We start from the raw sequence: 22,146 nt of genomic DNA, 5'->3' as shown, positions 1-22,146 counted from the left end.
ATGTCTCAATCGAATAAAATAGTCAAGACATCCCTATACTTACCGTTTCAAGGTGAGCCGAGACAAGAGGGGGGTTTAAGAACTCAAGGATTATTCAAGCAAGCGAGTAAAAATCAAGCATTAATTTCAATTATCACAGTAGTTTTAGATGGAGGAAAATATATTGAACAAACTATTAAATCAGTTATTAGTCAATCTTATAAAAATATAGAGTATATTGTTATAGATGGAGGATCTCAGGATAACACTTTAGATATCATAAAAAAGTATGATCATCAGATTGATTACTGGATAAGTGAGGCCGACAAGGGAATATATGATGCCATGAACAGAGGCATTGGATTAGCTACAGGTGAACTCGTAGGAATCCTGAACAGTGATGATTGGTATGTCCAAAATGCTATTGACAAAGTTATAGATATCTATACAAAGAATCGCTCAAATGATTTACTAATTATTACGGGTGCAATGTATCGAGTTAATGTAGAGCAAAAAATTAAATTTAAGTTGCTAAAAAATGAAGCGGATTTAAAAAATAGAATAAATCTAGGTATGCCAATTAATCATCCAGCTACTTTTGTAACCAAGGCTACATACCAAAAAATTGGTAAATTTGATCCAAAGTATCGTGTTTGTGGTGACTATGAATTTATTGTTCGAGCCTATTATAGTAATGAAGTAAGATTTATTTTTACAAATGATGTACTGACTTACATGAGGTTAGATGGGATGTCAGAAAAATTCAATATTTTGTTTATTAGAGCTAAAGAACAATTTTATATCAGACGGGATAAAATACCAATTATTTCTAATTTTAAGCTTTTTTGTAAATTTATACTAATACAAATTTTCAAGCATTTGTTGAAAACATTTACAGGGAAATTTTTGTTAAAGAAATACTATAAATGTCGCCATCATGAATAAGGTTATATTCGCCAACAAAAGTTGCCCAGCATATATGTTTTCTAGAAAACTGAAATTTAGAATTACATCAATATTTACACTAGCCATATCCTTATTTGCTTTTCTTATTATAAATACCCCGAGTGCAAAAATTATTTACTCAAGTGAACTCATCAATATAATAGGTGTCATTGGAGTCTATAGTCTAGGCATCTATGATACTTTGTTAGTTAATAAAAGTCCAATGACGAGAGGGTGTTATACAAAGTCTTTCTTTTTTCTATGGACTATTCTATGGATAGTTCTTTTGTACTATGGTGTAATCGGGTCAGAAGTTACCTTATCAAACCGACTCATATTGAGATATGTCGGTGTCTATTTGACAGTAATCGGCGTACTTGCTTTTGTATCAATTAAACATTTGTACCCGATTCTATTCTTACAAATTATCTGGGGTACTGGTCTAGCTGCTGTAGAAGTTATACATGGTGTGCCGCTAAGCGAGGATTTAGGACAACATTACATAACATTAGGAGTTCCTATTGGAGCGAGCCTTGTAGCTGCCTTTGGGTTGATTATTTTTTCCTCTTCAAAGTTTTTTTTGTGCAAAAGAATAAAATCAATGTTATTATTTAAACTAATTCTATATATATGTATTGTTCTGGATTTAATTGCGATATGCAGTCTATTTGGTAGATCTCCTGTATTAGCTTCCAGTCTTACTATTTTAATGTTTATAATTTTGAAAATAGGGTTTATGGAATCGAAAATAGTTACGAAATCAAAGCAGTTTATATGGTATTTATTCGTGATAATGTTATTATCTATTGTTGCTACTCAAGTATTATCGGATTATTGGCTAAATCGTCTACTTAGATTTTTTAATAATTATGAAGAAGAGCCAAGAATGCTTCTGATAAAGCCAGCTATGGAGTTTATATCTGAAAACTGGTTGGGTTATGGTTTAAACTCATCTGATTTTTTGGTTGGTTATCACCCACACAATATTTTTATAGAGGTTACGTTGTCGGCTGGAATTATTGGTTTGTCATTTATGCTTTTATTAGTTTTGCTTTATGCTATATGTATGATGAAAAGTATAAACTTAAATCCATCGATTACCTCTATGTCGATGGTTGCATTATTTCTGTTCTTGGTTTGGATGACCTCCTATAGCCTTGCTCACTCTTATATTTTATTTAGCGCAATAGCTATGGTTATCAAGACTGTAGATGAAGGATTTGTACCACAAGAATCAATAGATTGACTAAACTGTTATCTAATAGAGAAAGAATTATGAAAATTTCTGTAATTATACCTACTCAAAATAGACAATTAGATCTAAAGCGTGCTCTGAGGAGTGTGTGTTCACAAACTAGACAGCCAGACGAAATTATTGTTGTCGATGATGCATCGGAGATACCTATTGATATTAAAATAGCAGGAGAAATTGAATGTGATATACCCTTGAAAGTAAAACGCCTTAATATGTCAGTCAGGCAAGGTAGAGCACGCAATATAGGTGCAAATATTGCAAAAGGTGATATTTTAATGTTTTTGGATGATGATGATACTTGGGAGCCAACAAAGGTAAGCGATCAGTTAGTTATATTTGAGCAAGAGCCAGATACGGGATTGGTGTACTCTGGAAGGTTAGTAGTCAATGAATTAGATCGAGAAAAAATAGTTTATAGGATTAAACCCCAGAAGTCAGGCTATCTGTATCCAGATATTCTCTATAAAAATTTTATTGGAAGTTCTTCTTCAGTCGCTATCCGAAAAAGTATATTCAAAGAAGTGGGTTGCTTTGAAGAATGTATGGCTTGGGAAGACTATGAACTATGGATAAGGTGTTGTAAAAAAACAATTGTAAAACATGATAATTGTTGCAATGTAAGATATACAATTTCAAATAACTATCATAAGCAGAGTAGTAGAAAATCGTATAATAGACACTTAGAAGCAGTACATATATTACAAGAAAAATACAGTTATGAAATAAATTCTCAAGGTTTATGGAATGCACGAAAAATTTATGCAGAAAGGTTATTTGCACTTGCAAAATCAATGCGATATCAAGGATTAAATCATTCTTTGCCTTGGATACTACGAAGTCTATGGCAGTTTCCTAAATTGAAAACAATTGTCCTGTTGTTGCCGCCAAATATGATACAATTAACTCAAAGTATTTTGCACAAGGAATAGATGTAAATATCAGACACTTTGAAAATATTAACCTATAATGTGAGACATATAAAATAAATGGATTTTTCTAAACAACCAGATTTCAATAACCCTAGACAAGTCGGTATGAATTGGTTAATTACAGGAGGTTGTGGTTTTATTGGCACTAATCTAATTAAATATTTAGTACATCAAGGGAATCATTGCATTCGCATAGTTGATAATCTTTCGGTCGGTACAACTGATGATCTAGAAAAAGTTTGTGCTTTCAAATATAAGAAAGTAGAGGATTTAAGTAACAGTTTTGGAGAAGGTGAATATTTGGTTGAATTTATCAAAGGCGACCTGTTAGACGAGCAGCTATCTCTTAAGGCAGCTCAAGGAGCTGACGTTATCATTCATCTCGCTGCCAATACTGGCGTTGCTCCCTCGGTCAAAGATCCTCGCTTTGATTGTATTACCAATGTAATTGGCACTCTAAACTATCTAGAAGCGTCCAGACATAACCAGGTTAAGCGTTTTGTTTTAGCGTCTAGTGGTGGTACTGTAATTGGCGAATGCAAGCCTCCAATCCATGAAGAGATGGTACCTCATCCTGTATCGCCCTATGGTGCCAGCAAGTTAGCCGCCGAGGGTTACTGTTCAGCCTATTTCGGCACCTTTGGTATTGAGACAGTTGCCTTGCGTTTTAGTAACGTCTATGGTCCAGGTTCCAGTCACAAAAATAGTGTTGTTGCCAAGTTTATTCGGCGAGTCTTAGCAGGAAATTCTTTAGAAATCTACGGCGATGGAACGCAGAGTCGCGACTTCATTTTCATTGACGATCTGGTGAAAGCAATTTACAATGCCGCTACGGTTCCTAATATAGGTGGAGAAGTATTTCAGATTGCAACTAACCAGGAAACAACAGTTAATGAATTAGCCAAAAAACTAAAATCCGTTTTTACTGCTCTGAAGATTGAGAACATTAAAATAGATTATACAGATTCAAAACCTGGAGAAATTAAGCGAAACTTTTCTGATACTTCTAAGGCGCAGGAAATTCTGAACTGGCATCATGAGGTAGAACTTGATGATGGGTTGAAACAAACAGTTATTTGGTTTTTAGAAGAAATCAATAAATTCAGATCAAGTAATTTGATTAATAATGGATAATAAAAATACTTACTATCCTGGAGTAACTGTTGGTATTCCTTTCTACGCTGGAGTAGAAATAGAACACCTACGTATAGCAGTTGATTCAATTTTTTCTCAGAGTTTACCTGCCAAAGAAATACATTTAATTCAAGATGGTTCAGTATCCAAAGAAGTCGAAGAATTAATTAGTATCTATATCCAATCCCATAAAAATGTAAAACATTTAATGATTGAATGCAATAGAGGTTTACCTTATGCACTTAATCTATCAATTTTATCTACTTCAACAAATTACTATGCACGAATGGATGCAGATGATGTTTCACACCCCGATCGATTAAAAAAACAAGTAGAGTTTTTAGAAAAAAATCCTGATGTTGATATACTAGGCACTTGGGCTTTAGAATTTGAGCATGATTATAAAAACGAAACTGGTTTTCTGAAAAAAGTGCCAACTGAGTCAAATCAGATTCAGGAATGGCTTCATTACCGCAACCCATTAATCCATCCATCTGTCATGTTCAGACGGAATGTTTTTGCAAAAATTGGTCTGTACGATGCAAATTCTAGTACGGGAGCAAAAGATTTACAACTTTGGATCAGAGCAGTTAAAAGGCAAGTGGTTATCAAAAACTTATCTGAACCATTGCTTTACTATCGCTGTAGTGGTGCAATAAACAGACGATCCAGGCTAGATCGAGTATTACGGCAAGCTAAGGTTCGTTATCAGTACCATACTTTGTCTCCTAAACTTAATCTTTTAAAAACTTCAGCTATCCTTTTTAGACTTATGCCCCAAGTTATAAGGGAGTGGGGTTATAAGAATTTAAGACGTTAGGAAATTAATTAGGCGTTGTGTAAAAAATTAACATCCACAGAGTTGGTTATTTATTAATCTATGAAATCTATTTTAATTACTGGTGCTACAGGCTTTATCGCCAGCCATCTGCTTCCCGATATCACCCAAAAGTCTTACCAATTAACTGCTGCTATTCGTCATTCTTATCAAGAATTTACTCCCAATATCAAAACTATTAAAATTGCTAATATCGACAGAAGCACTAACTGGGAAAAAGCACTGCAAAACATTGGATTTGTTATTCATCTTGCTGCTCGCGCCCACATGTTGCAAGACAACACTCCTAACCCTGAAGCAGAATTCCTTAAGGTAAATGTAGAGGGAACTGCCAATCTAGTAAGGCAATCAATTGCCGCAGGTGTAAAACACTTCATATTCATCAGCTCCATCGGTGCTATGGCAACCCTCAGCGACCATCCCCTCACGGAAACCTCCCCTTGCCAACCGGATACTCCTTACGGACACAGCAAACTCCAAGCCGAACAAGCCCTAATCGAACTTGCCAGCCAAAGCAGCATGACCTGGACTATTCTACGCCCTACCTTAGTCTACGGTTCTGGCAACCCTGGCAACATGGAACGCCTAATTAAACTCATCAATCGAGGCTTACCCTTACCCTTCGGTCTAGTTAACAACCGCCGCAGCCTTCTCTACGTCGGTAATCTCGTTGATGCGATCGCGACTTGTCTAACTCACCCCAACGCCAAAAACCAAACGTTCCTGGTTAGCGATGGTCAAGATCTCTCCACACCTGAACTAATCCGCAAGATAGCCTACCACTTAGAACGCCCTTGTCACCTCCTCCCCGTACCACCCAGCATGCTCAAACTAGCAGGTCATCTAGGAGATACCATCGAGCAATTCACCAAACGCCCCCTACCGCTCAATACTTCAACCATTGACCGCCTGCTAGGTTCCCTCGTTGTAGATAGCAGCCACATCCGAAACACCCTCAACTGGGAACCTCCCTACACCATTGACGAAGGACTCTCAAAAACCTTGCGCTGAGACACCCCTATACCGGAACTCACCAGAAACCAATAGGTCATATAGTAGGAAAAGTGTGTGTGAGAAGTGTAATAGACAAGCATGTTAACTGTTCTTGCGGCTGCCAGTGTTCTGGCGAGTATCCTCCTGACTAATATCATTAAACGACGCTTCAGCAACCACTTACTAGACATCCCCAACGATCGCAGTTCCCATACCCAACCCACTCCCCGTGGTGGTGGCTTGGGTTTCATCCTAGCGTTTGCCATAACGGGATTAATTGCCTCTCTATTCGCCAGTTATTTCCCTCAACTCCTATCCCACCCCCTAATTAACCCCAACCCAACCTTCCTGTGGCTGATCCTCACCCCCCTAGCCATCATTGGTATCATTGATGACCGCCAAGGGCTTCCCGCCAGAATACGCTACCTAGTGCATCTGTCCGTCGCCAGCCTCGCGATCGCGTGTTTCGGTTCCTTCCCCCTACCCTGGCTCCCTAACTTTGGTCTAGTCGGTCAAATAATCGCGATCGCACTTACCCTAATTGGCATCACCGCCCTAATTAACTTCTACAACTTCATGGATGGTTTAGACGGTCTAGTTGCCAGCGTCACCGCCCTCCAGATGGCATTCCTAGCACTTTACCTCAACCAACCTCTATTCTGGCTGCTTACCGCCGCCCTCCTGGGTTTTCTCTGGTGGAATTGGTCTCCGGCAAAAATCTTTATGGGCGATGCAGGTAGCACCGTCCTGGGAGCCAGTGTCGCCATCGCCCTGCTCAATACCAATAACCCCGTACAAGCCTGGTCTGCTTTGGCTGTCACCCTCCCACTCACCGCTGATGCCATCTACACTATTATCCGTCGCCTCATCCGCCAGGAAAACATCTTTAAAGGGCATCGTAGTCACATTTACCAGCGGCTTCAAAAATCCGGTTGGACTCATCGCCAAGTCGCTCTCACCTACCTGATTGCCACCAGTATAATTGTCCTATTCATCACCACTCTCGGCACTCTGGGGAGTTGGTTCAGTTTAGGCGGGATACTAATGGCGATCGCGATCGCGGAAATTTATCTCCAGGCGACAAGCGCGATCGTTTAAAATGTCGCGGCTAACATTCCCCTTAATCCCAGCCTCCTTTGCTAACCGACGAATAACCCGATTCACGATCGAACGGTGTAAATGCCCATAGCCATGAACAGCGGGAAACACCCAACTATCATCGGGCTTACCCTTGCGCCATGCCAACAGTTCATTCCCAATAGAACCCGACTGTCTTAGTACCGCTATAAAATGTAAAAACCCCAAGAGTGCGATCGCATTTTGCTAATATATTCGGGATGCTAGTGAGATTGTCTCACTAGCATCTACCCAAGGGTGCGATCGCGTCCTAACACTAGCCAACAGATGCGGAGCAAATCCGGCTATACACCGGATGGTTCAAATCAAATCCGACCCGCGATCGCCAACCATGTTCACTTTTTAAAAACCGATTAAGGACACTCCCTTGGTTTGTCCGCTTCCGGTTTTTTTTAAGTGAAAGCCCCAAAATATGGGGATAGAGCGTTTGTAAATGACAGCAAAACAGAGTGAAGTCATTCGTCTGACCCAGGAGCAAATGGGTCAGGCTCAAGAGGAAATAATGGGGACAAGAGCCAAATTTTGGTTTGACCATCCTCAATTAGGTCGTTGTCTGTTCAAATATATTCGCCCAGGTACAGGAGAAGATTGGTCAGAAAAAATTGCCTTTGAGTTGTGTCAGATTCTAGATTTACCCTCGGCTCGATATGAGTTGGCAGAAACGGCGGATAAAAAGAGAGGGGTTATTGGAGTCAATTTTTTAAGGAGGGGTGAATCTCTAGTACATGGTAATGAAATCCTTAGTGGCATGATTTCCAACTATCGGGCTTCTGGTAGCTATAAAGTCTACCAGTACACAATTAAAGTTGTTATGGAGGCAATTCAAAAAAAATCTGTCGGTTTCCCCCCTAATTGGACAGTACCTCGCAGCTTTAGAGATGCTAGAGACTTGTTTGTTGGTTACTTGCTGCTAGATGCTTGGATTGGCAACGGTGATCGCCATCATGAAAATTGGGGATTTATACGTGATCAAAACTTTCAATCAAGCATTTATCTAGCTCCGACTTACGATCACGCCTCTTGTCTTGGTCGCGAACTCTCTGATGCTCAACGTCAGAATAAGTCTGTGGAGTCTTACGTAAATCGGTGTCGGTCAGCTTTTTATCTGAACGAAAACGACAGCAAGACCCTGAAGACCCTAGATCTGTTTAAATATACTGTTAACCAATATCAGATAGCTTCTCAGGAGTGGCTCAGTCGTCTTGAGGCAATCTCGGAGCAACAGATAAACTTGATTTTACAAGCACTCCCAGCCGATCGCTTCTCCGAGGTAGCATCTGACTTTGTAAAAAAAATTTTGCTCACTAATAAAGAACGATTACTCTCTCTCTAAAATTCATGAACACTACTCCCCGAAAAATCTTATTTCTAGCTTGGCAAGATTATCAAAGTCGGTCGTGGTTCCCGGTGGGTCGGTTGACGTTTGACGGAGAATTTTACACTTTTATTTATATAAAAGGGGCGATTGCGGCTCAACAAAAATGCGGGTTTGAACCTTTAATGTCTTTCCCTGAGTGGAGTCGAGTTTACCGTTCGACGGAGTTGTTTGCGTTTTTTGCCAACCGGGTTATGCCGCGATCGCGTCCAGATTACCAGAGTTACCTAAGTCGGTTCAATTTATCAACCCAGACTTTTGATTTAATGGAGTTTTTGGGACGCACTGAGGGAGAGCGGCAAACAGATAATTTTAAGGTTTTTCCTTGCCCACAGTCCGATAACAATGGGCAATACCACATTTTTTTCGTAGCGCATGGTCTGCGGTATTTACCGGAGTGTTCCCTGCAACGTATGGAGCAACTAGAGGTGGGCGAACCTCTGTGGTTAGCTCACGAGTTTCATAATCGTTATGATACTAAAGCTTTAACGCTCAATACAGAGGATCATCATATTCTAGGATATTGCCCTCGCTACTTAGTGACGAATGTGTTTGATATTTTGATGCGCGATCCGAAATTGGTAGAGGTGAAAGTAGCAAAGATAAATTTGCCTCCTTCACCGATCAAGTCTCGGTTATTGTGTAAGATGACCTATTCAGGATTTGAGGGATATGAGCCGTTTAGTCAGGAAGAGTATCAGCCGTTGACGGAAGAAGATGAGGCGATTGGTTTTGCCACAAGCGTTGGCGATCGCACCTACGGCAGATAAAGACTGCTGTTATCGTTAGCGAGAGGCACACCTTAATTGGCGGATGAGAATTGTAGGGACGCACCGACGTGCTTATGTGTCAACTTAAGGTGCAAACTAATACTGACAAGGTTTTAAGCTGTGTCTGTCTACTCCTCGACATTTCCCCCTCATCCCCTAACCCCAACTCCGGACCGTGGGGAGAAGGGGAACCGGATCTCTTGCTCCCCTCTCCCCGGCGTGGGAGAGGGGCTGGGGGAGAGGGGTTGAGCTTAAGTTGACACGGATGACCGACGTGCGCCCAATTTCACCGTCAAATCTATGCCACCATTTTAGCTGTGTCAGTCCAGTAGGCTACGATAGCAGCTCTGACAAGGGTGTTGTCTGGTTCTCCCCAGGTGGTGCGATCGCCAATCCCAGCTTAGATCGAAGCACAAAGCAAGGTGTATGAGCGAGATTTTCAAGCGTCCTCTTGCTCAGACAGATTTAGATGATCTCTGGGACTATCTGATTTTTTACTTACCCCTGACGAATGGAATTGAGGTGGTGCGTGTGCTTTATGGGAGACGGGATATAGAGCGTATTTTCGCCGAAGAAGGGGAAGAGGAAGAAATGTGAAGATCTAATCGTAGACTAGGCGGCGTTCCGTCACCGTAGGTTAATGTTGGCACAATCCAATCATTGTCCTCAGTCGAATCGCACCCTGATTAAGACTGGTGGGCAATGGCAAACATACGGTATATCTCGCTATCCGCTCAACACAGGACAACTGTGGACAAGATAGCCATGACTGAGGCTTAAAAGCCTACGTTAAAGAGGTCAAGACACCTACGAATGCTTTCCAGTTTGTAGCCCTGTCGTCAAGGATTAAACAGGTTTATTGAGCTAAGCCAGTGTCTTTGACAGAACTTGCCTCTTTAACTTTGTCGAGGAACACGTTACCGGAGCAATCCGAGATTAAAACTTATGCGAAACCTTGCTCCCCAGTATACTGTCGGCAACATCATTGTCCTAGGTCATTCTCACTCAAAGCATCTGGATCAATCCCCAAAGCCCGCAACCGTTCTGCCAACCGCTCACTTCGCTGACGCTCCTGCTCTAACTGGATTTCCAATTGCTCCGCCCGTTGTTGTTCCTGCTCAGCTTGCTCTACAGGTTTAGGTATCCACCGATTAGTCCGATCATACCAACGTAACCATAATCCCGTAGTCTCCTCAAACACCCCTTGCCAAATGCCTAACCCTAGCTGTAATTCTTCCAACCACAGCCGCTGATTTTGTAGTGATAACTCCTGATAACGAGTACCCGATAAACAAAAAGCCCTAAACTGATTAATATACCGATCAAACACCACATAATAAGGAATACGCAAAATTCGCTCGTAGACCTCCCACTTCGTCGGCGGTTGGTTCACCTCCCGCAATGTTTGCCCCAAATCTTCCGGTGTTGTACCGGGGGAGAGCAACTCAACCACGAGCAAAGGCGTAACCCCCTCTTGCCAAATCACATAACTCCAGCGCAAATCCTGTTGCTGGGTAAATCGGCGCACCCCAAGAACAACAAACCAATCAGGACGCTTGTACCAACGGGGATGACGCGGATCATAGTAAAGGTTCAAGTCACTGGCGACAAACACTTGATCCATAGGCTGATTCGGGGGTTGGCAAGTTTGGCTCAGCAAGTCAGCCTGCAGTCGGTGAAACTCATCGGGCAAACCTGGTTCCTCCACCATTTCACTGGGTAGATCATACATGGTGGGTAGGGTTTCCTGAGGAGGGCGGGGGGGATCGGTTTGATACATAAACGGTGGTGCGTTCAAACGTTTTGGCAAGGAAACAGGTCGTACCAATTCTCTATGGTATGATGCTGCGCCCTATCCGACGGGAGCCTGTCATCTTAAGTCAAATGTCACTGACTTAAACTGGGTTCGTAGTAGGCACTTTAGTGCCAGAAGCGCTAAAGCGCTTACTACAAACTCTAAAGTCAGTGTCAGTGGCATTCATCTTAAGTCAAAAGACACACTCCTTAAGGTTGGTGGGCAATGCCCACCCTACGGTATATCCTGACTTTTCACTTTTTTTTGCACAGAAGGGGGAGAATTCAAAGCCTCTCTCCTTGCAGGAGAGAGGTTGTCCAGATCCCGTGAAAAGTAAGGCGGTATATCAAGGGTGGAGGCGATCCCGAACAGTTCGTGTAGGGGCGACCCGCACGGCACCAATCAACGCCTGTATCCACTCAATGGGATCGGGTCGCCCTTTACTCAACCAAAAATTCCAAAATTGCCCACGCTACCCATTAGGATGAGCAATGGGATAATTGATCCTGACATCCAGATTAACTGCCATGCCATCTCAAACCCTAAAATACGCTTACTTTCCCGGTTGTGTCGCCCAAGGCGCTTGCCGAGAATTGTACCAATCCACCGCCGCCCTGACTCAAGCCTTGGGCATTGAACTGATTGAACTGAAAAAAGCTTCCTGTTGCGGTTCTGGCACCTTTAAGGAAGATTCCCGATTACTGGAAGATACCGTAAATGCCCGTAATATTGCCTTGGCGGAGGAACTGAATCTACCCCTGTTGACCCATTGCAGCACCTGTCAGGGGGTTATTGGTCATGTTGATGAGCGCTTGAAGGACTTTCAACAGACTGATCCGGGCTATATTGATCAAATTAATGGCTTACTGAAAAAAGAGGGTTGTTCTCCTTATAAAGGAAACAGTGAGGTCAAGCATTTGCTGTGGGCGTTAGTCACCGATTATGGACTAGACGCCATACAAGAACAGGTTACCCGAAAATTAAGCGGGTTAAAATGTGCCGCGTTCTATGGCTGTTATTTGCTCCGAGGACAAACCACAATCCCTTATGACAACCCGTTTCACCCCGAATCAATGGAAAATGTATTCCGATCCGTTGGCGCAACTCCGGTCTATTATCGGGGACGAACCCAATGTTGTGGTTGGCCCATTGCCAGTTATGCGACCGAGCAATCCTTCCAAATGGCAGGAAAACATATCCAAGAAGCCATTGACGCCGGAGCAGATTGTATGGTAACACCTTGCCCATTGTGCCACCTGAATCTTGACTCTCGTCAACCGGAAGTGGAAAAGGTAATTGAGCGTAAGCTGGGATTACCTGTATTGCATTTACCGCAATTGGTGGCTTTGGCGCTAGGGATTCCGCCCAAGCAGTTGGGGTTGAGTAAGCATATTGTATCTACGCGACCTGTTTTAGAGAAATTGGGCTTCTAATCCATTCCCCTACCCGATCCCCGACTTCTTGAAGGTTGGGGATCTAAATTGAATGTCACTGACTGGTATGCTGGTGGGCCCTTGCGAAGTCGAAACCCACCCTACGGTATATCAAAGGTTTTGGCGATATCACAATGCTTATTTGAGTGCCATTCGATCTAAATTCGCGATCGCATCCGCAACGGATGAACGAAACATTTATAATTCTCCTGTAGGGGCGACCCGCTTGACCTAATTCACAACACCAGTCCATTCAATGGGGTCGGGTCGCCCTTTACTCAACCTTAGCGATCGCGCCTCAACTGCTGCACCACCTCAAGACTCAGCCCTGTCGTTTGACTAACCGTTTCTTCATCCAACACATCCAGTAGTCGCCGCGCAATTTCTACTTGTTTCTGCTTAACCGCTTGATTAACCGCCTTGGTAATCGCATTCCGCTGATCATGTATCCACATTTCCCGCTTTTGCAAATCTTCCAACTCTTCCCGACTCAGATTCGCTTGATTCGCTACCGCAAAGGCTTGCTTCATCTCCGGGACTTCCTCCATGGTTTCCGGTACACTATCCAAACTCCTGGCATTCTTGATGAAATAAATCCATTTATCGGTCAGCGTCTCTAATTCCTCCAATCTCTTATTAAATTTAGGTAATTCCACAAAGACCAACTCGATATCATAACTTAAATAATCAACCAGAAATTCTTTTTCCTTCAAAACAAACCGCGAAATCGCTGACTCCAGACTATCAAACATCTCAAAATCCGTAATCGTCAAAGCAATCACTGGCTCTAAAAGCTTGTAATCCTCTCCACTATCCAGTTGAATTGAATAAGCCTTGGCAGCATTGTACAAAATCCGCTTCTCAAATCCCTCCACATTCAACACCTGCATCTCGATAATCACAGTCGTGCCGTCTTTGAGCTTAGCTTTAACATCTAGGTAAGTATCTTTGACACCACGTATTCTGGGCGCTAGATAAGGATTAAGGATTTGTAAATCTTTAATGACAGGACGCGCTTCATAAAGGAGAGCATTTAAAAAACTAATTAAAATATCTTTACTTTGGTCAGAACCAAATATTTTTTTAAAGGCAAAATCGGTCTTAGGATTAATAAAAATCATGGCATTCCCACCTAAACAACAATTTTGTTGAACCCGATTTAGATAAAAATATAATAAGCTGAACAAATCAGCCCTGATCCTATTCGTTTTGTATTGACAAAAACAACGATTTATGCATTCAGCTTGGGCTTCCTCGCTGTCGTCTGATGAATGGGGATGAGGTATGGTAGAAATAAGCACAGGCAAAAGCCATCCCAATCCGGCGTCTAAGCCTAAATCCGGGTTGACTACCCCCCTTTATAATCTAGTCCCCGTAGACGGACTTTATGGGAGCATGTCAGTTGGGTTTCGTTTTGTTGGGTTACTCTTTGAGAAGGCTCCGCCTACGTTCCTCAACCCACCTACAGCTTTATAATTCAGTCCGCGCAGGCGGACGCAAGTTTGTGTAGCTGTGACTTCCAGTCGCCAGGATACTTCCTCCTCGCCAGGATACTGTATGGATATTTTAATCGTTGAAGACGAAGCGGAAATCGCCAAACTCATCCAACTTACCCTAGAACGGGAAGGATTCACCTGCTACTCCTGTCGCGATGGACTAGCTGCCATGCAAGCCTTCCAAACTCAGCAACCGGATGTAATTATTCTCGACTTAATGCTACCCGGATTGGATGGACTGGAAGTTTGCGCCCGAATTCGCCAAAAACCGGGACCCAAAGACCCCTATATTCTAATGCTGACGGCGAAGGGAGAGGAAATTGACCGCGTAATTGGGCTATCAACAGGTGCCGATGATTACCTGGTCAAACCCTTTAGCCCTACCGAACTGGTGGCTAGAGTCCGGGCGTTATTGCGGCGTAGTTTGCGTCACGGTGGACAGTCCCTCGTCTATCGTACCCAACATTTTACAGTGGATGTAGATCAACATACTGCCAGTCGCCAACTCGATTCTGAGGAATCAGAACCCCTAGATTTAACCACATTAGAATTTAATCTGTTAGCAACCTTTACCAGTCAACCGGGTCGAGTTTGGAATCGCACGCAACTGATTGATAAACTGTGGGGGAATGACTTCTTTGGCGATGAACGGGTGGTTGATACCCATGTCGCCCGATTGCGGAAAAAAATAGAACCAGACCCCAGTAATCCGACCTTTGTTAAAACCGTTATTGGTGTTGGTTATAAATTTGAAGATAGCCCCAGCCTGTAAAGAAACACCAAAGCAGGCGATCCGACCGTCTGTAAGGGACTCTTCATGAAGAATTACCTACTAGGCTAGGGTCTTTCAACCCGTTTTAACGGGTTTTAGCTTTTAGCCCGAACTTTAGTTCAAGGCTTCACTAGAGTCTTTCAACCCGTTTTAACGGGTTTTAGCTTTTAGCCCGAACTTTAGTTCAGGGCTTCACTTAAGCCTTAAGCCAAGCCAGCAAAGCCCACATTTTATCGAACCCCATGAGTAAAACTGGTTTACGCCGCCGCAAATCCTTACCCTTAGTCTCGCGCCTGTTTCTCTCCCATTTGTTGGTGATGATTGTCGGCGTGGGTTCCCTGTTAGTTATTAGTAAAGTGTCTTCGCCGCGCTTCTTTATTTTGCATCTGCAACAATTAGAAGGCAAAGGCGTTATCTTTCGCGTTGCCCGTACCTCCCTATTACAAGGATTTCAAAGGGCTTGGAATCGCGGCACATTTTGGTCGGTTATTGTTGGCACGACGGCGGCTGGGGGACTCAGTTATTGGTTATCTCGTCGCATCGTCAAACCCCTGACTCAAATCGAAGACATTACTCAACAATTTGCAGCAGGTAAGCTGGATGAACGACTTCCGCCCAGTGAAATCCCCGAAATTAATCAACTCGCCACCAGTTTTAACCAAATGGCAGTGAGTTTAGAAGATGTGGAACAGCGACGACGAGATTTAGTCAGTGATTTGACTCATGAACTGCGAACGCCTTTGACGGTACTAAGGGGTTATTTAGAAGAACTGGCTACAGAACGGATGGACGCAACGCCTGCGATGTATCAGCAATTGGCAAAAGAAACGCGGCGGTTGGAACGGTTAATTAACGATTTACAGGAACTCTCCAAAGCCGAAGCGGGTTATCTGCCGATTAAAGTGGAACCCGTAAATGTGCGTCCCCTGTTAGAATCACTGGTGCAAAAATTTGCGGATCAGGTGTTGGAAGAAGGTCCTGTCTTGCAGTTAGATTGTCCGGATAAATTGCCACAAGTTTTGGCAGATAGTGACCGATTAGAACAGGTATTGGTAAATCTTTTAGGCAATGCGATTCGACATACTCAAACAGGTGCGATTACGGTTAGGGTATGGGTAGAACGGGATGGACGAAAAGGTATTATTCCTCGGTTATGGATTGCGGTAACTGATACGGGTATGGGTATTGCCCCAGAGGATCTCCCTCATGTGTTTGAACGGTTCTGGCGGGCGGAAAAGTCACGCAATCCGCACACTGGGGGAACAGGAATCGGGTTAGCGATCTCGAAGCGATTGGTGGAATTGCAAGGGGGTGAGATTGAGGTGGAAAGTCAGTTAGGGGTAGGCAGTACGTTTCGGTTTTATCTGCCTTTAGCATAAGTTGTCAAAAAAAGCAATACTCGGGTCGCGATCGCGAAGGGGCGGGTGATCCTCTGATCCGCTTGCATCCGGGCTGTTTGATGCTGGGAACCATTGGGAAACAACAGCCCAGGGAAAGTGCGGGGATTTATACTCCAATCCTGAGAAAATCATTTTATCTTGACAAAAGATTAATCAAAACACTATCATCTGGGCTAGGACGAATCAGTTAGCGAATTTTTCCCATTGGGCAAGGCTACATAAAACCAAATTATACCGGAAATAAAAAAATGAAAATAAGCAAGAGTTTTCTAGAAAACTGGCAACAAGTAAAGGGACAAAAAAAAGAAAATATATCTCATCCGAGTGAGCCGTTTATCTATCAATTGATGAAACAAGGCAAACAACTCTCCCAACTTGTTGCCCGATCATGGATGGGAGATGAGATAGCGCTACACCTCAAGAACATTTTTATTGATCCTCGAGGAGATGATGGTTCGGCTGACGGTAAATTAAAACAGTTGTTAGGCGATGACGGAACGGGAGAGTTCGGAAAACTCATGCTGGCGATTTTTCATGACTATGAGTTACCGATATTTGATGAGTATGAATTAACGAAAGTTTATAGCTTCTCGATAAGCTGGGAAACTTGGGAAGGTTCTCTCGATGATATAAAACAGCCGTGGATCGATCAAGGACAAGGCAACAACTTTTACTTTAATATCGTTATCCCCTATCCGCCACGACCAGAGTTAGGGGAATCAACAGTTACTTTAGGACAATTAGAAGATTGGGTGGCGCAAGATGTTACAGACCAACAGGGTCACTTGCTAATCGGCGAACATGACGGTAAAACCTATACCGTCTTTCCTCCTTATCCTTATATCCCACCAACATGTTGCTAGAGCGTAACTTGGTTGAATCTAATTAACGGAAGGAGTCTGTAAAGAGGTGGCACTCTACCTCTTTACGAAGTCTAAATTTAAGGGATTTGTGGAGAAAACATAATTGGCTTAAATCGAACAAAAATATGTTAAAAAAGCCGAAGTTTAAAGCTCATTATTTAGTTAGAAACGGCGAGAAAGAAACTGTATTTTTTTTATCAGAAAGAGGCTCTTTTTGGCTTCACGACAACCTCATTCAACAGCTAACACCTTGGCTAGATGGAAATCATACGACCGAGGATATTATTGAGAAAATTCAACTCCAGCTATTACCAGAGGAAGCATCTCTAGCAGAAGCGGCAACCTTTTTTCAAGATACTCTCAATGCCAGCGTCAAAAGTCGCTATGTCTTGATGCAGATGGCTGAGAAGGGTTACATTGTAGACAATGATCAGTCCCTACCATCTGATTTTACGATCTTCTGCGAACATTTGCATATCGATCCCAAAGCAGCCTACCGTCGGTTACAAACGACGAAAGTAGCGGTAAAAAGCTTTGGGGATAATCTGCCAACATCGGAATTCATTTCCACTCTGGAATCCCTAGATATTAAAGTAGCTGAAGACGGCGATATCGAAGTCATTTTAACCAATGACTACCTCCAAGAAGGACTAGAGAGTTTCAATCAAAAAGCCTTAGAGCGATCGCGCCCTTGGATGCTAGTCAAACCAGTAGGAACAATCCTTTTGGTCGGTCCTATATTTTATCCGGGAAAAACTGGGTGCTGGGACTGTCTAGCGCAACGATTGCGAGGGAATAGACCCGTTGCTGAATTTATCCGAAGACACAACGATATTTCTCATCGCTTAATCCCCCCACTTGGTTCTCTTCCCGCTACCTTACAAACTGGGTTGGGAATGGCAGCCACTGAACTGTTTAAATGGATTGTCCAGGGAGAGAATAAACGATTAGAAGGCGTATTAGTCACCCATGATCCTCTCTCTCTGGAAACCAAAAATCATATTCTAGTTAAGCGTCCCCAATGTCCCAGTTGTGGTGTAATCTTAAATCGGTTTAAGGGTAAACCCTTGCCCATTGTCCTGGGACACCGCAAAAAAACATTCACCACAGACGGCGGACATCGTTGTTTTTCTCCCGAAGAAACCCTGAGAAACCATCAACATCAGATGAGTCCCCTGACAGGAGTGGTACGAGAACTCCGTAAACTCTACCAAGGGTCAGAGGGTTTAACCCATACGTATTTGGCGCGGCATCATTTTGCCACAATGTTTGATGATTTGAACAACTTACGCCAAAATATTGGAGGTAGAAGTGCGGGGAAAGGTCGAACCGATATCCAAGCCCGGGCAAGTGCGTTTGGCGAAGCGATTGAACGGTATTCTGGTGTCTTTCAAGGAGACGAAATTCGGCAAACATCCAGTTACCAAAAACTGGGGGATAAAGCGATTCATCCCAATGCCTGTATGAATTTTAGCCAACAGCAATACGACAACCGCCAGGAATGGAATCAACGCTGTTCAGGTTGGTTTCAAAAGGTTCCAGAACCCTTTGACGAGGAACGAGAAATTGAGTGGACTCCAGTTTGGTCATTAACCAATCAAGGGTTTAAATATCTGCCCACGGCTTACTGTTATTATGGCTATCCCAAACCTGAAAAACCCGATTGTTGGGCAGACTCTAATGGTTGTGCGGCTGGCAATACGATAGAAGAAGCAATTTTGCAAGGGTTTATGGAGTTGGTGGAGCGGGATTGTGTTGCCTTGTGGTGGTACAACCAGATCAATAGACCCCAGGTTGATTTGGACAGTTTCAGCGAGCCTTATTTTAAACAGCTTCAGGACTATTACCAAACCCTGAATCGTGAACTCTGGGTTCTGGATATTACCAATGATTTGGGTATTCCCGCTTTTGCCGCCATTACTCGCCGTACCGATAGAGACGTGGAAGATATTGTTTTAGGGTACGGCGCTCATTTTGATCCGAAGTTGGCAATTCAAAGAGCCTTAACCGAACTTAACCAAATCCTGCCTGGGGTTTTATCGGCAAATGCAGATGGCAGTACCCAATATCCGGCGGCGGCTGATCCTTTGGCTCTAAACTGGTGGAAAACCGCGACAGTGAAAAATCAGTTTTATTTAGCGCCTGATGAGCAGGTTGCGACAAAAGTATGGGCGGATTATCCCCAAGTTAGCAATGATGATCTGTTAGAGGATATCATCACCTGTCAGAAAATTGTTGAGCAACAGGGGATGGAAATGCTGGTACTGGATCAAACTCGTCCTGATATTGGACTCAAAGTAGTCAAAGTGATTGTTCCGGGAATGCGCCACTGGTGGAAACGCTTAGGTTCAGGACGACTTGATCAGGTTCCTGTGCAATTGGGTTGGTTATCAGAACCGCTTCTGGAAAATCAGTTTAACCCGTTTCCGATGTGGATGTAATGCAAATTACCTAAGGTAGAGGCTTATGTTTAACGGATATCAAATCGTTGATGTTGATTCTCATATAACCGAACCCCCCGATATGTGGGCGAAGTACCTGGAACCGGCATTTAAAAGTTTTGCACCATCGCCGGACATGAAAATTAAAGGTGAAGCCATTATTAATAAAATACCGGATCACTTTCGCCAGGAAGCCACACAGCAAATGATGGAGATGCATCCGATGGCTGTACTCAATGGTTTTGACTCAGAATCTCATGTCCGAGCCATGAAACAGATGGGGGTTGATGTCTCGTTTGTGTACCCAAACTCCGGACTGTGGGTTTTTGGGGTTGATACGATGCAACCGCAATTGGCTGGCGCATTGACCCGCGCTTATAATAATTGGTTACGAGATTTTTGTAGTTATGATCCGCAACTTCTTCAAGGTGTGGGAGCGATTAATCTTCATGCTCCTGAAGCCATGGTATCAGAACTGGATCGCATCGCTGAGTTTGGCTGGAAAGCTGTCTTTTTGCACCCTACCCCAATTAAGGGGCGACTGTTAAGTGATCCCGCCTACGAACCGTTTTGGACAAAGTGTGAACAATTAGGAATAGCTGTCGGTTTACATGCGGCGGCTCATAGTCGCCTGTCGGTTACTGGAGTGGATCGATTTAACACGGAATTTGGTATACACGCCTGCTCTCATCCCATGGAACAGATGATGGCAATGTTGGCTCTGATTGAAGGCGGCGTGTTAGAGCGTCATCCCCATCTCAAAGTAGGGTTTCTGGAGTCTGGTTGTGGTTGGCTCCCCTACTGGCTATGGCGACTGGATGAAGAATATGAGAATCTGCACTGGGAGGTACAAGATAATGTGAAGATGAAGCCATCGGAGTATTTTCGTCGCCAGTGCTTTGTCGCGATTGAACCTTCTGAACCTTATCTGGATTGGGTGATTCAGTCTATCGGCTGCGATAACCTCCTGTTTGGTACAGATTACCCTCATATTGATCATCAGATGAATATTGTGGAGAAAATGCTGGCGCTGGAGGAGCGACTATCTCAGAAAACCCTAAAACAGATCCTCTGGGATAACCCCGTTCGTTTTTACGGACTAGAATAAGACAATCTGTATAACTACAGGTGAGGGTGCGTTAAGCTGTTGCTGACGCACCTTGTTTTATCTTAGCAGGGGGTTTGGGGGAGTTGTAAGACCCACGCTGTAATTTTAATTCAGCGTTGGGATACACAACTCCCCCAAGTGAATTTTAGGGATTCAATATCCCTGAAATTAACATTTAATAGTACGCCACTAACTAATAAATGTTATATAATAGAGGTATGCTGACATTTAACTATTGTTACCGAATCTATCCAGATACCTCTCAAGAACAACAGTTGATTGAGTGGATGGAAACTTGCCGCAGTGCCTATAACTATGCATTGAGGGAAATAAAGGATTGGTGCAATAGTCGCAAATGTTTGATTGATAGATGTTCCCTGGTGCATGAGTATATCATCCCAGCAGATACCCCATTTCCCGGTGAACTAAGGGAACTTAACAATTTGCCAAAGGCTAAGAAGGAATACCCCAAATTGAAAGAGGTTCCCTCTCAAGTCCTGCAACAGGCAATAAAGCAACTGCATAAAGCTTGGGACTACTTTAAATCTCGTGAATTTGGCTTTCCTCGGTTTAAGAAGGTTGGGCAGTTTAAGTCATTGCTATTCCCTCAATTTAAGGAGAACCCAGTAACGAACCTTCATATCAAGCTGCCAAAACTAGGGACAATCCCAATCAACCTGCACCGTCCTATTCCATCTGGGTTTACAGTAAAACAGGTGCGAATTATACGCAAAGCCGATAAATGGTATGCGTCAATCAACATTCAATGTAATGTCAATGTCCCTGACCCAAAACCTCACGGACACCCAATTGGGGTAGATGTGGGACTAGAGAAGTTTTTGGCGACCAGCGACGGCGTTGTTGTCAAACCACCTAAGTTTTTTAAGACACTACAAAGCAAGCTTAGATTGCTGCAACGTAGACTGTCTAGGAAACAGAAGCGGTCAAAAAATCACGAGAAACAACGGCTCAAGGTTGCTCGACTTCACCACCACATTGGCAACATTAGAAAAGACTTTCATTTCAAACAAGCTCACACCCTTTGTGATGCTGGCGATATGGTTTTCATGGAAGATTTAGACTATAGAGTTAGTGCCAAAGGGATGTTGGGCAAGCAGATGCTTGATGCTGGTTTTGGTCAATTCCGCACCATTACCCAATATGTGTGTTGGAAACGAGGGAAGTTTTTTGGTGTTGTTAATGCCAGAGGCACTTCTCAGGAGTGTCCTGAATGTAAAGGTGAAGTCAAAAAAAACCTAAGTGTCCGGGTACATGATTGCCCTCACTGCGGCTACAAAACCGATAGGGATATTGCTAGTGGTCAGATAATTAGAAACCGAGGAATAGAGCAAATTAGTACCGCAGGACTTGCGGGAAAGGAAACTGCCTGTGCAGTCGATCTACCGGGGGTTGAGGCAACTCAATCTAGGCAAGTGGCGAAATCCCAAAAGGGAGTAACCAGGAAATCTTCAAAGTGATTTGA

General features: G+C 43.2%; 20 protein-coding genes. 17 read left to right on the top strand and 3 right to left on the bottom strand.

Going from position 1 to position 22,146, the window contains the following annotated elements; all coding sequences use genetic code 11:
* The 7 genes from RIC07_RS14925 to RIC07_RS14895 all read left to right on the top strand — a co-directional run bounded on the left by RIC07_RS14925 (nt 1) and on the right by RIC07_RS14895 (nt 7,171).
* Entirely contained in the window at nt 1–924 is a 924-nt protein-coding gene (locus tag RIC07_RS14925; RefSeq protein ID WP_446395220.1) for a glycosyltransferase family 2 protein, read from the top strand.
* A 337-nt stretch (nt 925–1,261) separates the two neighbouring features.
* The gene (locus RIC07_RS14920; RefSeq protein ID WP_446395219.1) at nt 1,262–2,170 is read left to right on the top strand and encodes an O-antigen ligase family protein; all 909 of its coding nucleotides are present in this window, start codon (nt 1,262–1,264) and stop codon (nt 2,168–2,170) included.
* Between the two features lie 29 nt (nt 2,171–2,199).
* Nucleotides 2,200–3,108 carry a glycosyltransferase family 2 protein gene (locus RIC07_RS14915; RefSeq protein ID WP_446395218.1) on the top strand — a complete coding sequence of 303 codons (909 nt, stop codon included), beginning with the start codon at nt 2,200–2,202 and terminating at the stop codon, nt 3,106–3,108.
* A gap of 57 nt (nt 3,109–3,165) precedes the next feature.
* Complete coding sequence (locus tag RIC07_RS14910; protein ID WP_446395217.1) at nt 3,166–4,242, top strand: NAD-dependent epimerase/dehydratase family protein; 1,077 nt, start codon at nt 3,166–3,168, stop codon at nt 4,240–4,242.
* Complete coding sequence (locus RIC07_RS14905) at nt 4,235–5,062, top strand: glycosyltransferase (protein ID WP_446395216.1); 828 nt, start codon at nt 4,235–4,237, stop codon at nt 5,060–5,062. Before RIC07_RS14910 ends, RIC07_RS14905 begins: the two co-directional genes overlap by 8 nt.
* A gap of 60 nt (nt 5,063–5,122) precedes the next feature.
* Nucleotides 5,123–6,091: an NAD-dependent epimerase/dehydratase family protein gene (locus tag RIC07_RS14900; protein ID WP_446395215.1), complete on the top strand. Its 969-nt coding sequence runs from the start codon at nt 5,123–5,125 to the stop codon at nt 6,089–6,091.
* Between the two features lie 81 nt (nt 6,092–6,172).
* Complete coding sequence (locus RIC07_RS14895) at nt 6,173–7,171, top strand: MraY family glycosyltransferase (protein WP_446395214.1); 999 nt, start codon at nt 6,173–6,175, stop codon at nt 7,169–7,171.
* Here RIC07_RS14895 and RIC07_RS14890 read toward each other — a convergent pair.
* The gene (locus RIC07_RS14890) at nt 7,115–7,378 is read right to left on the bottom strand and encodes a hypothetical protein (protein ID WP_446395213.1); all 264 of its coding nucleotides are present in this window, start codon (nt 7,376–7,378) and stop codon (nt 7,115–7,117) included. The genes RIC07_RS14895 and RIC07_RS14890 overlap by 57 nt on opposite strands.
* 265 nt (nt 7,379–7,643) lie before the next feature.
* Between RIC07_RS14890 and RIC07_RS14885 the strand changes: the two genes are divergently transcribed.
* The 3 genes from RIC07_RS14885 to RIC07_RS14875 all read left to right on the top strand — a co-directional run bounded on the left by RIC07_RS14885 (nt 7,644) and on the right by RIC07_RS14875 (nt 9,952).
* The gene (locus RIC07_RS14885) at nt 7,644–8,543 is read left to right on the top strand and encodes a HipA-like protein (RefSeq protein WP_446395212.1); all 900 of its coding nucleotides are present in this window, start codon (nt 7,644–7,646) and stop codon (nt 8,541–8,543) included.
* A 5-nt stretch (nt 8,544–8,548) separates the two neighbouring features.
* Nucleotides 8,549–9,355, top strand: a complete 807-nt coding sequence (locus RIC07_RS14880; protein ID WP_446395211.1) for an HIRAN domain-containing protein — start codon at nt 8,549–8,551, stop codon at nt 9,353–9,355.
* A gap of 426 nt (nt 9,356–9,781) precedes the next feature.
* Nucleotides 9,782–9,952, top strand: a complete 171-nt coding sequence (locus RIC07_RS14875) for a hypothetical protein (protein ID WP_446395210.1) — start codon at nt 9,782–9,784, stop codon at nt 9,950–9,952.
* A 385-nt stretch (nt 9,953–10,337) separates the two neighbouring features.
* Here the strand turns inward: RIC07_RS14875 and RIC07_RS14870 are convergent, their stop codons facing one another.
* Nucleotides 10,338–11,135, bottom strand: coding sequence for a Uma2 family endonuclease (locus RIC07_RS14870; RefSeq protein WP_446395209.1), 798 nt, complete (start codon nt 11,133–11,135; stop codon nt 10,338–10,340).
* A gap of 542 nt (nt 11,136–11,677) precedes the next feature.
* On the opposite strand from RIC07_RS14870, the gene RIC07_RS14865 reads away from it, so the two are divergent.
* The gene (locus RIC07_RS14865; RefSeq protein ID WP_446395208.1) at nt 11,678–12,583 is read left to right on the top strand and encodes a CoB--CoM heterodisulfide reductase iron-sulfur subunit B family protein; all 906 of its coding nucleotides are present in this window, start codon (nt 11,678–11,680) and stop codon (nt 12,581–12,583) included.
* A 284-nt stretch (nt 12,584–12,867) separates the two neighbouring features.
* On the opposite strand, the gene RIC07_RS14860 is transcribed toward RIC07_RS14865, so the two are convergent.
* A complete protein-coding gene (locus RIC07_RS14860; RefSeq protein WP_446395207.1) occupies nt 12,868–13,704 on the bottom strand; it encodes an Rpn family recombination-promoting nuclease/putative transposase in 837 nt (278 codons plus the stop codon).
* Between the two features lie 436 nt (nt 13,705–14,140).
* Here RIC07_RS14860 and RIC07_RS14855 point away from each other — a divergent pair, with 436 nt between their 5' ends.
* From RIC07_RS14855 to RIC07_RS14830, 6 genes are all read left to right on the top strand, one after another.
* Complete coding sequence (locus RIC07_RS14855; protein WP_446381653.1) at nt 14,141–14,851, top strand: response regulator; 711 nt, start codon at nt 14,141–14,143, stop codon at nt 14,849–14,851.
* 242 nt (nt 14,852–15,093) lie between these two features.
* Nucleotides 15,094–16,230 (top strand): sensor histidine kinase, encoded by a 1,137-nt coding sequence (locus RIC07_RS14850; protein WP_446395206.1) that lies wholly within the window; start codon nt 15,094–15,096, stop codon nt 16,228–16,230.
* Nucleotides 16,231–16,499: 269 nt separating this feature from the next.
* Nucleotides 16,500–17,114 (top strand): hypothetical protein, encoded by a 615-nt coding sequence (locus RIC07_RS14845; RefSeq protein WP_446395205.1) that lies wholly within the window; start codon nt 16,500–16,502, stop codon nt 17,112–17,114.
* Nucleotides 17,115–17,239: 125 nt separating this feature from the next.
* Nucleotides 17,240–19,555 (top strand): TOMM precursor leader peptide-binding protein, encoded by a 2,316-nt coding sequence (locus RIC07_RS14840; RefSeq protein WP_446395204.1) that lies wholly within the window; start codon nt 17,240–17,242, stop codon nt 19,553–19,555.
* Nucleotides 19,556–19,580: 25 nt separating this feature from the next.
* Nucleotides 19,581–20,663, top strand: coding sequence for an amidohydrolase family protein (locus RIC07_RS14835; protein WP_446395203.1), 1,083 nt, complete (start codon nt 19,581–19,583; stop codon nt 20,661–20,663).
* A gap of 218 nt (nt 20,664–20,881) precedes the next feature.
* Nucleotides 20,882–22,141, top strand: coding sequence for an RNA-guided endonuclease InsQ/TnpB family protein (locus tag RIC07_RS14830; protein ID WP_446341723.1), 1,260 nt, complete (start codon nt 20,882–20,884; stop codon nt 22,139–22,141).
* The last annotated feature ends 5 nt before the right edge of the window (nt 22,142–22,146 follow it).

This window comes from Coleofasciculus sp. E1-EBD-02 (assembly GCF_040218245.1).
Lineage (GTDB): Bacteria > Cyanobacteriota > Cyanobacteriia > Cyanobacteriales > Coleofasciculaceae > Coleofasciculus.
This window is presented reverse-complemented; position numbering and strand designations above follow the sequence as displayed.

Excerpts from the sequence above, each read along its gene's own strand:
- RIC07_RS14925 (WP_446395220.1), top strand. The coding sequence starts at position 1 with ATGTCTCAATCGAATAAAATAGTCAAGACATCCCTATACTTACCGTTT.
- RIC07_RS14915 (WP_446395218.1), top strand. The coding sequence starts at position 2,200 with ATGAAAATTTCTGTAATTATACCTACTCAAAATAGACAATTAGATCTA.
- RIC07_RS14910 (WP_446395217.1), top strand. The coding sequence starts at position 3,166 with ATGGATTTTTCTAAACAACCAGATTTCAATAACCCTAGACAAGTCGGT.
- RIC07_RS14905 (WP_446395216.1), top strand. The coding sequence starts at position 4,235 with ATGGATAATAAAAATACTTACTATCCTGGAGTAACTGTTGGTATTCCT.
- RIC07_RS14900 (WP_446395215.1), top strand. The coding sequence starts at position 5,123 with ATGAAATCTATTTTAATTACTGGTGCTACAGGCTTTATCGCCAGCCAT.
- RIC07_RS14895 (WP_446395214.1), top strand. The coding sequence starts at position 6,173 with ATGTTAACTGTTCTTGCGGCTGCCAGTGTTCTGGCGAGTATCCTCCTG.
- RIC07_RS14885 (WP_446395212.1), top strand. The coding sequence starts at position 7,644 with ATGACAGCAAAACAGAGTGAAGTCATTCGTCTGACCCAGGAGCAAATG.
- RIC07_RS14880 (WP_446395211.1), top strand. The coding sequence starts at position 8,549 with ATGAACACTACTCCCCGAAAAATCTTATTTCTAGCTTGGCAAGATTAT.
- RIC07_RS14875 (WP_446395210.1), top strand. The coding sequence starts at position 9,782 with ATGAGCGAGATTTTCAAGCGTCCTCTTGCTCAGACAGATTTAGATGAT.
- RIC07_RS14870 (WP_446395209.1), bottom strand. The coding sequence starts at position 11,135 with ATGTATCAAACCGATCCCCCCCGCCCTCCTCAGGAAACCCTACCCACC.
- RIC07_RS14865 (WP_446395208.1), top strand. The coding sequence starts at position 11,678 with ATGCCATCTCAAACCCTAAAATACGCTTACTTTCCCGGTTGTGTCGCC.
- RIC07_RS14860 (WP_446395207.1), bottom strand. The coding sequence starts at position 13,704 with ATGATTTTTATTAATCCTAAGACCGATTTTGCCTTTAAAAAAATATTT.
- RIC07_RS14855 (WP_446381653.1), top strand. The coding sequence starts at position 14,141 with ATGGATATTTTAATCGTTGAAGACGAAGCGGAAATCGCCAAACTCATC.
- RIC07_RS14850 (WP_446395206.1), top strand. The coding sequence starts at position 15,094 with ATGAGTAAAACTGGTTTACGCCGCCGCAAATCCTTACCCTTAGTCTCG.
- RIC07_RS14845 (WP_446395205.1), top strand. The coding sequence starts at position 16,500 with ATGAAAATAAGCAAGAGTTTTCTAGAAAACTGGCAACAAGTAAAGGGA.
- RIC07_RS14840 (WP_446395204.1), top strand. The coding sequence starts at position 17,240 with ATGTTAAAAAAGCCGAAGTTTAAAGCTCATTATTTAGTTAGAAACGGC.
- RIC07_RS14835 (WP_446395203.1), top strand. The coding sequence starts at position 19,581 with ATGTTTAACGGATATCAAATCGTTGATGTTGATTCTCATATAACCGAA.
- RIC07_RS14830 (WP_446341723.1), top strand. The coding sequence starts at position 20,882 with ATGCTGACATTTAACTATTGTTACCGAATCTATCCAGATACCTCTCAA.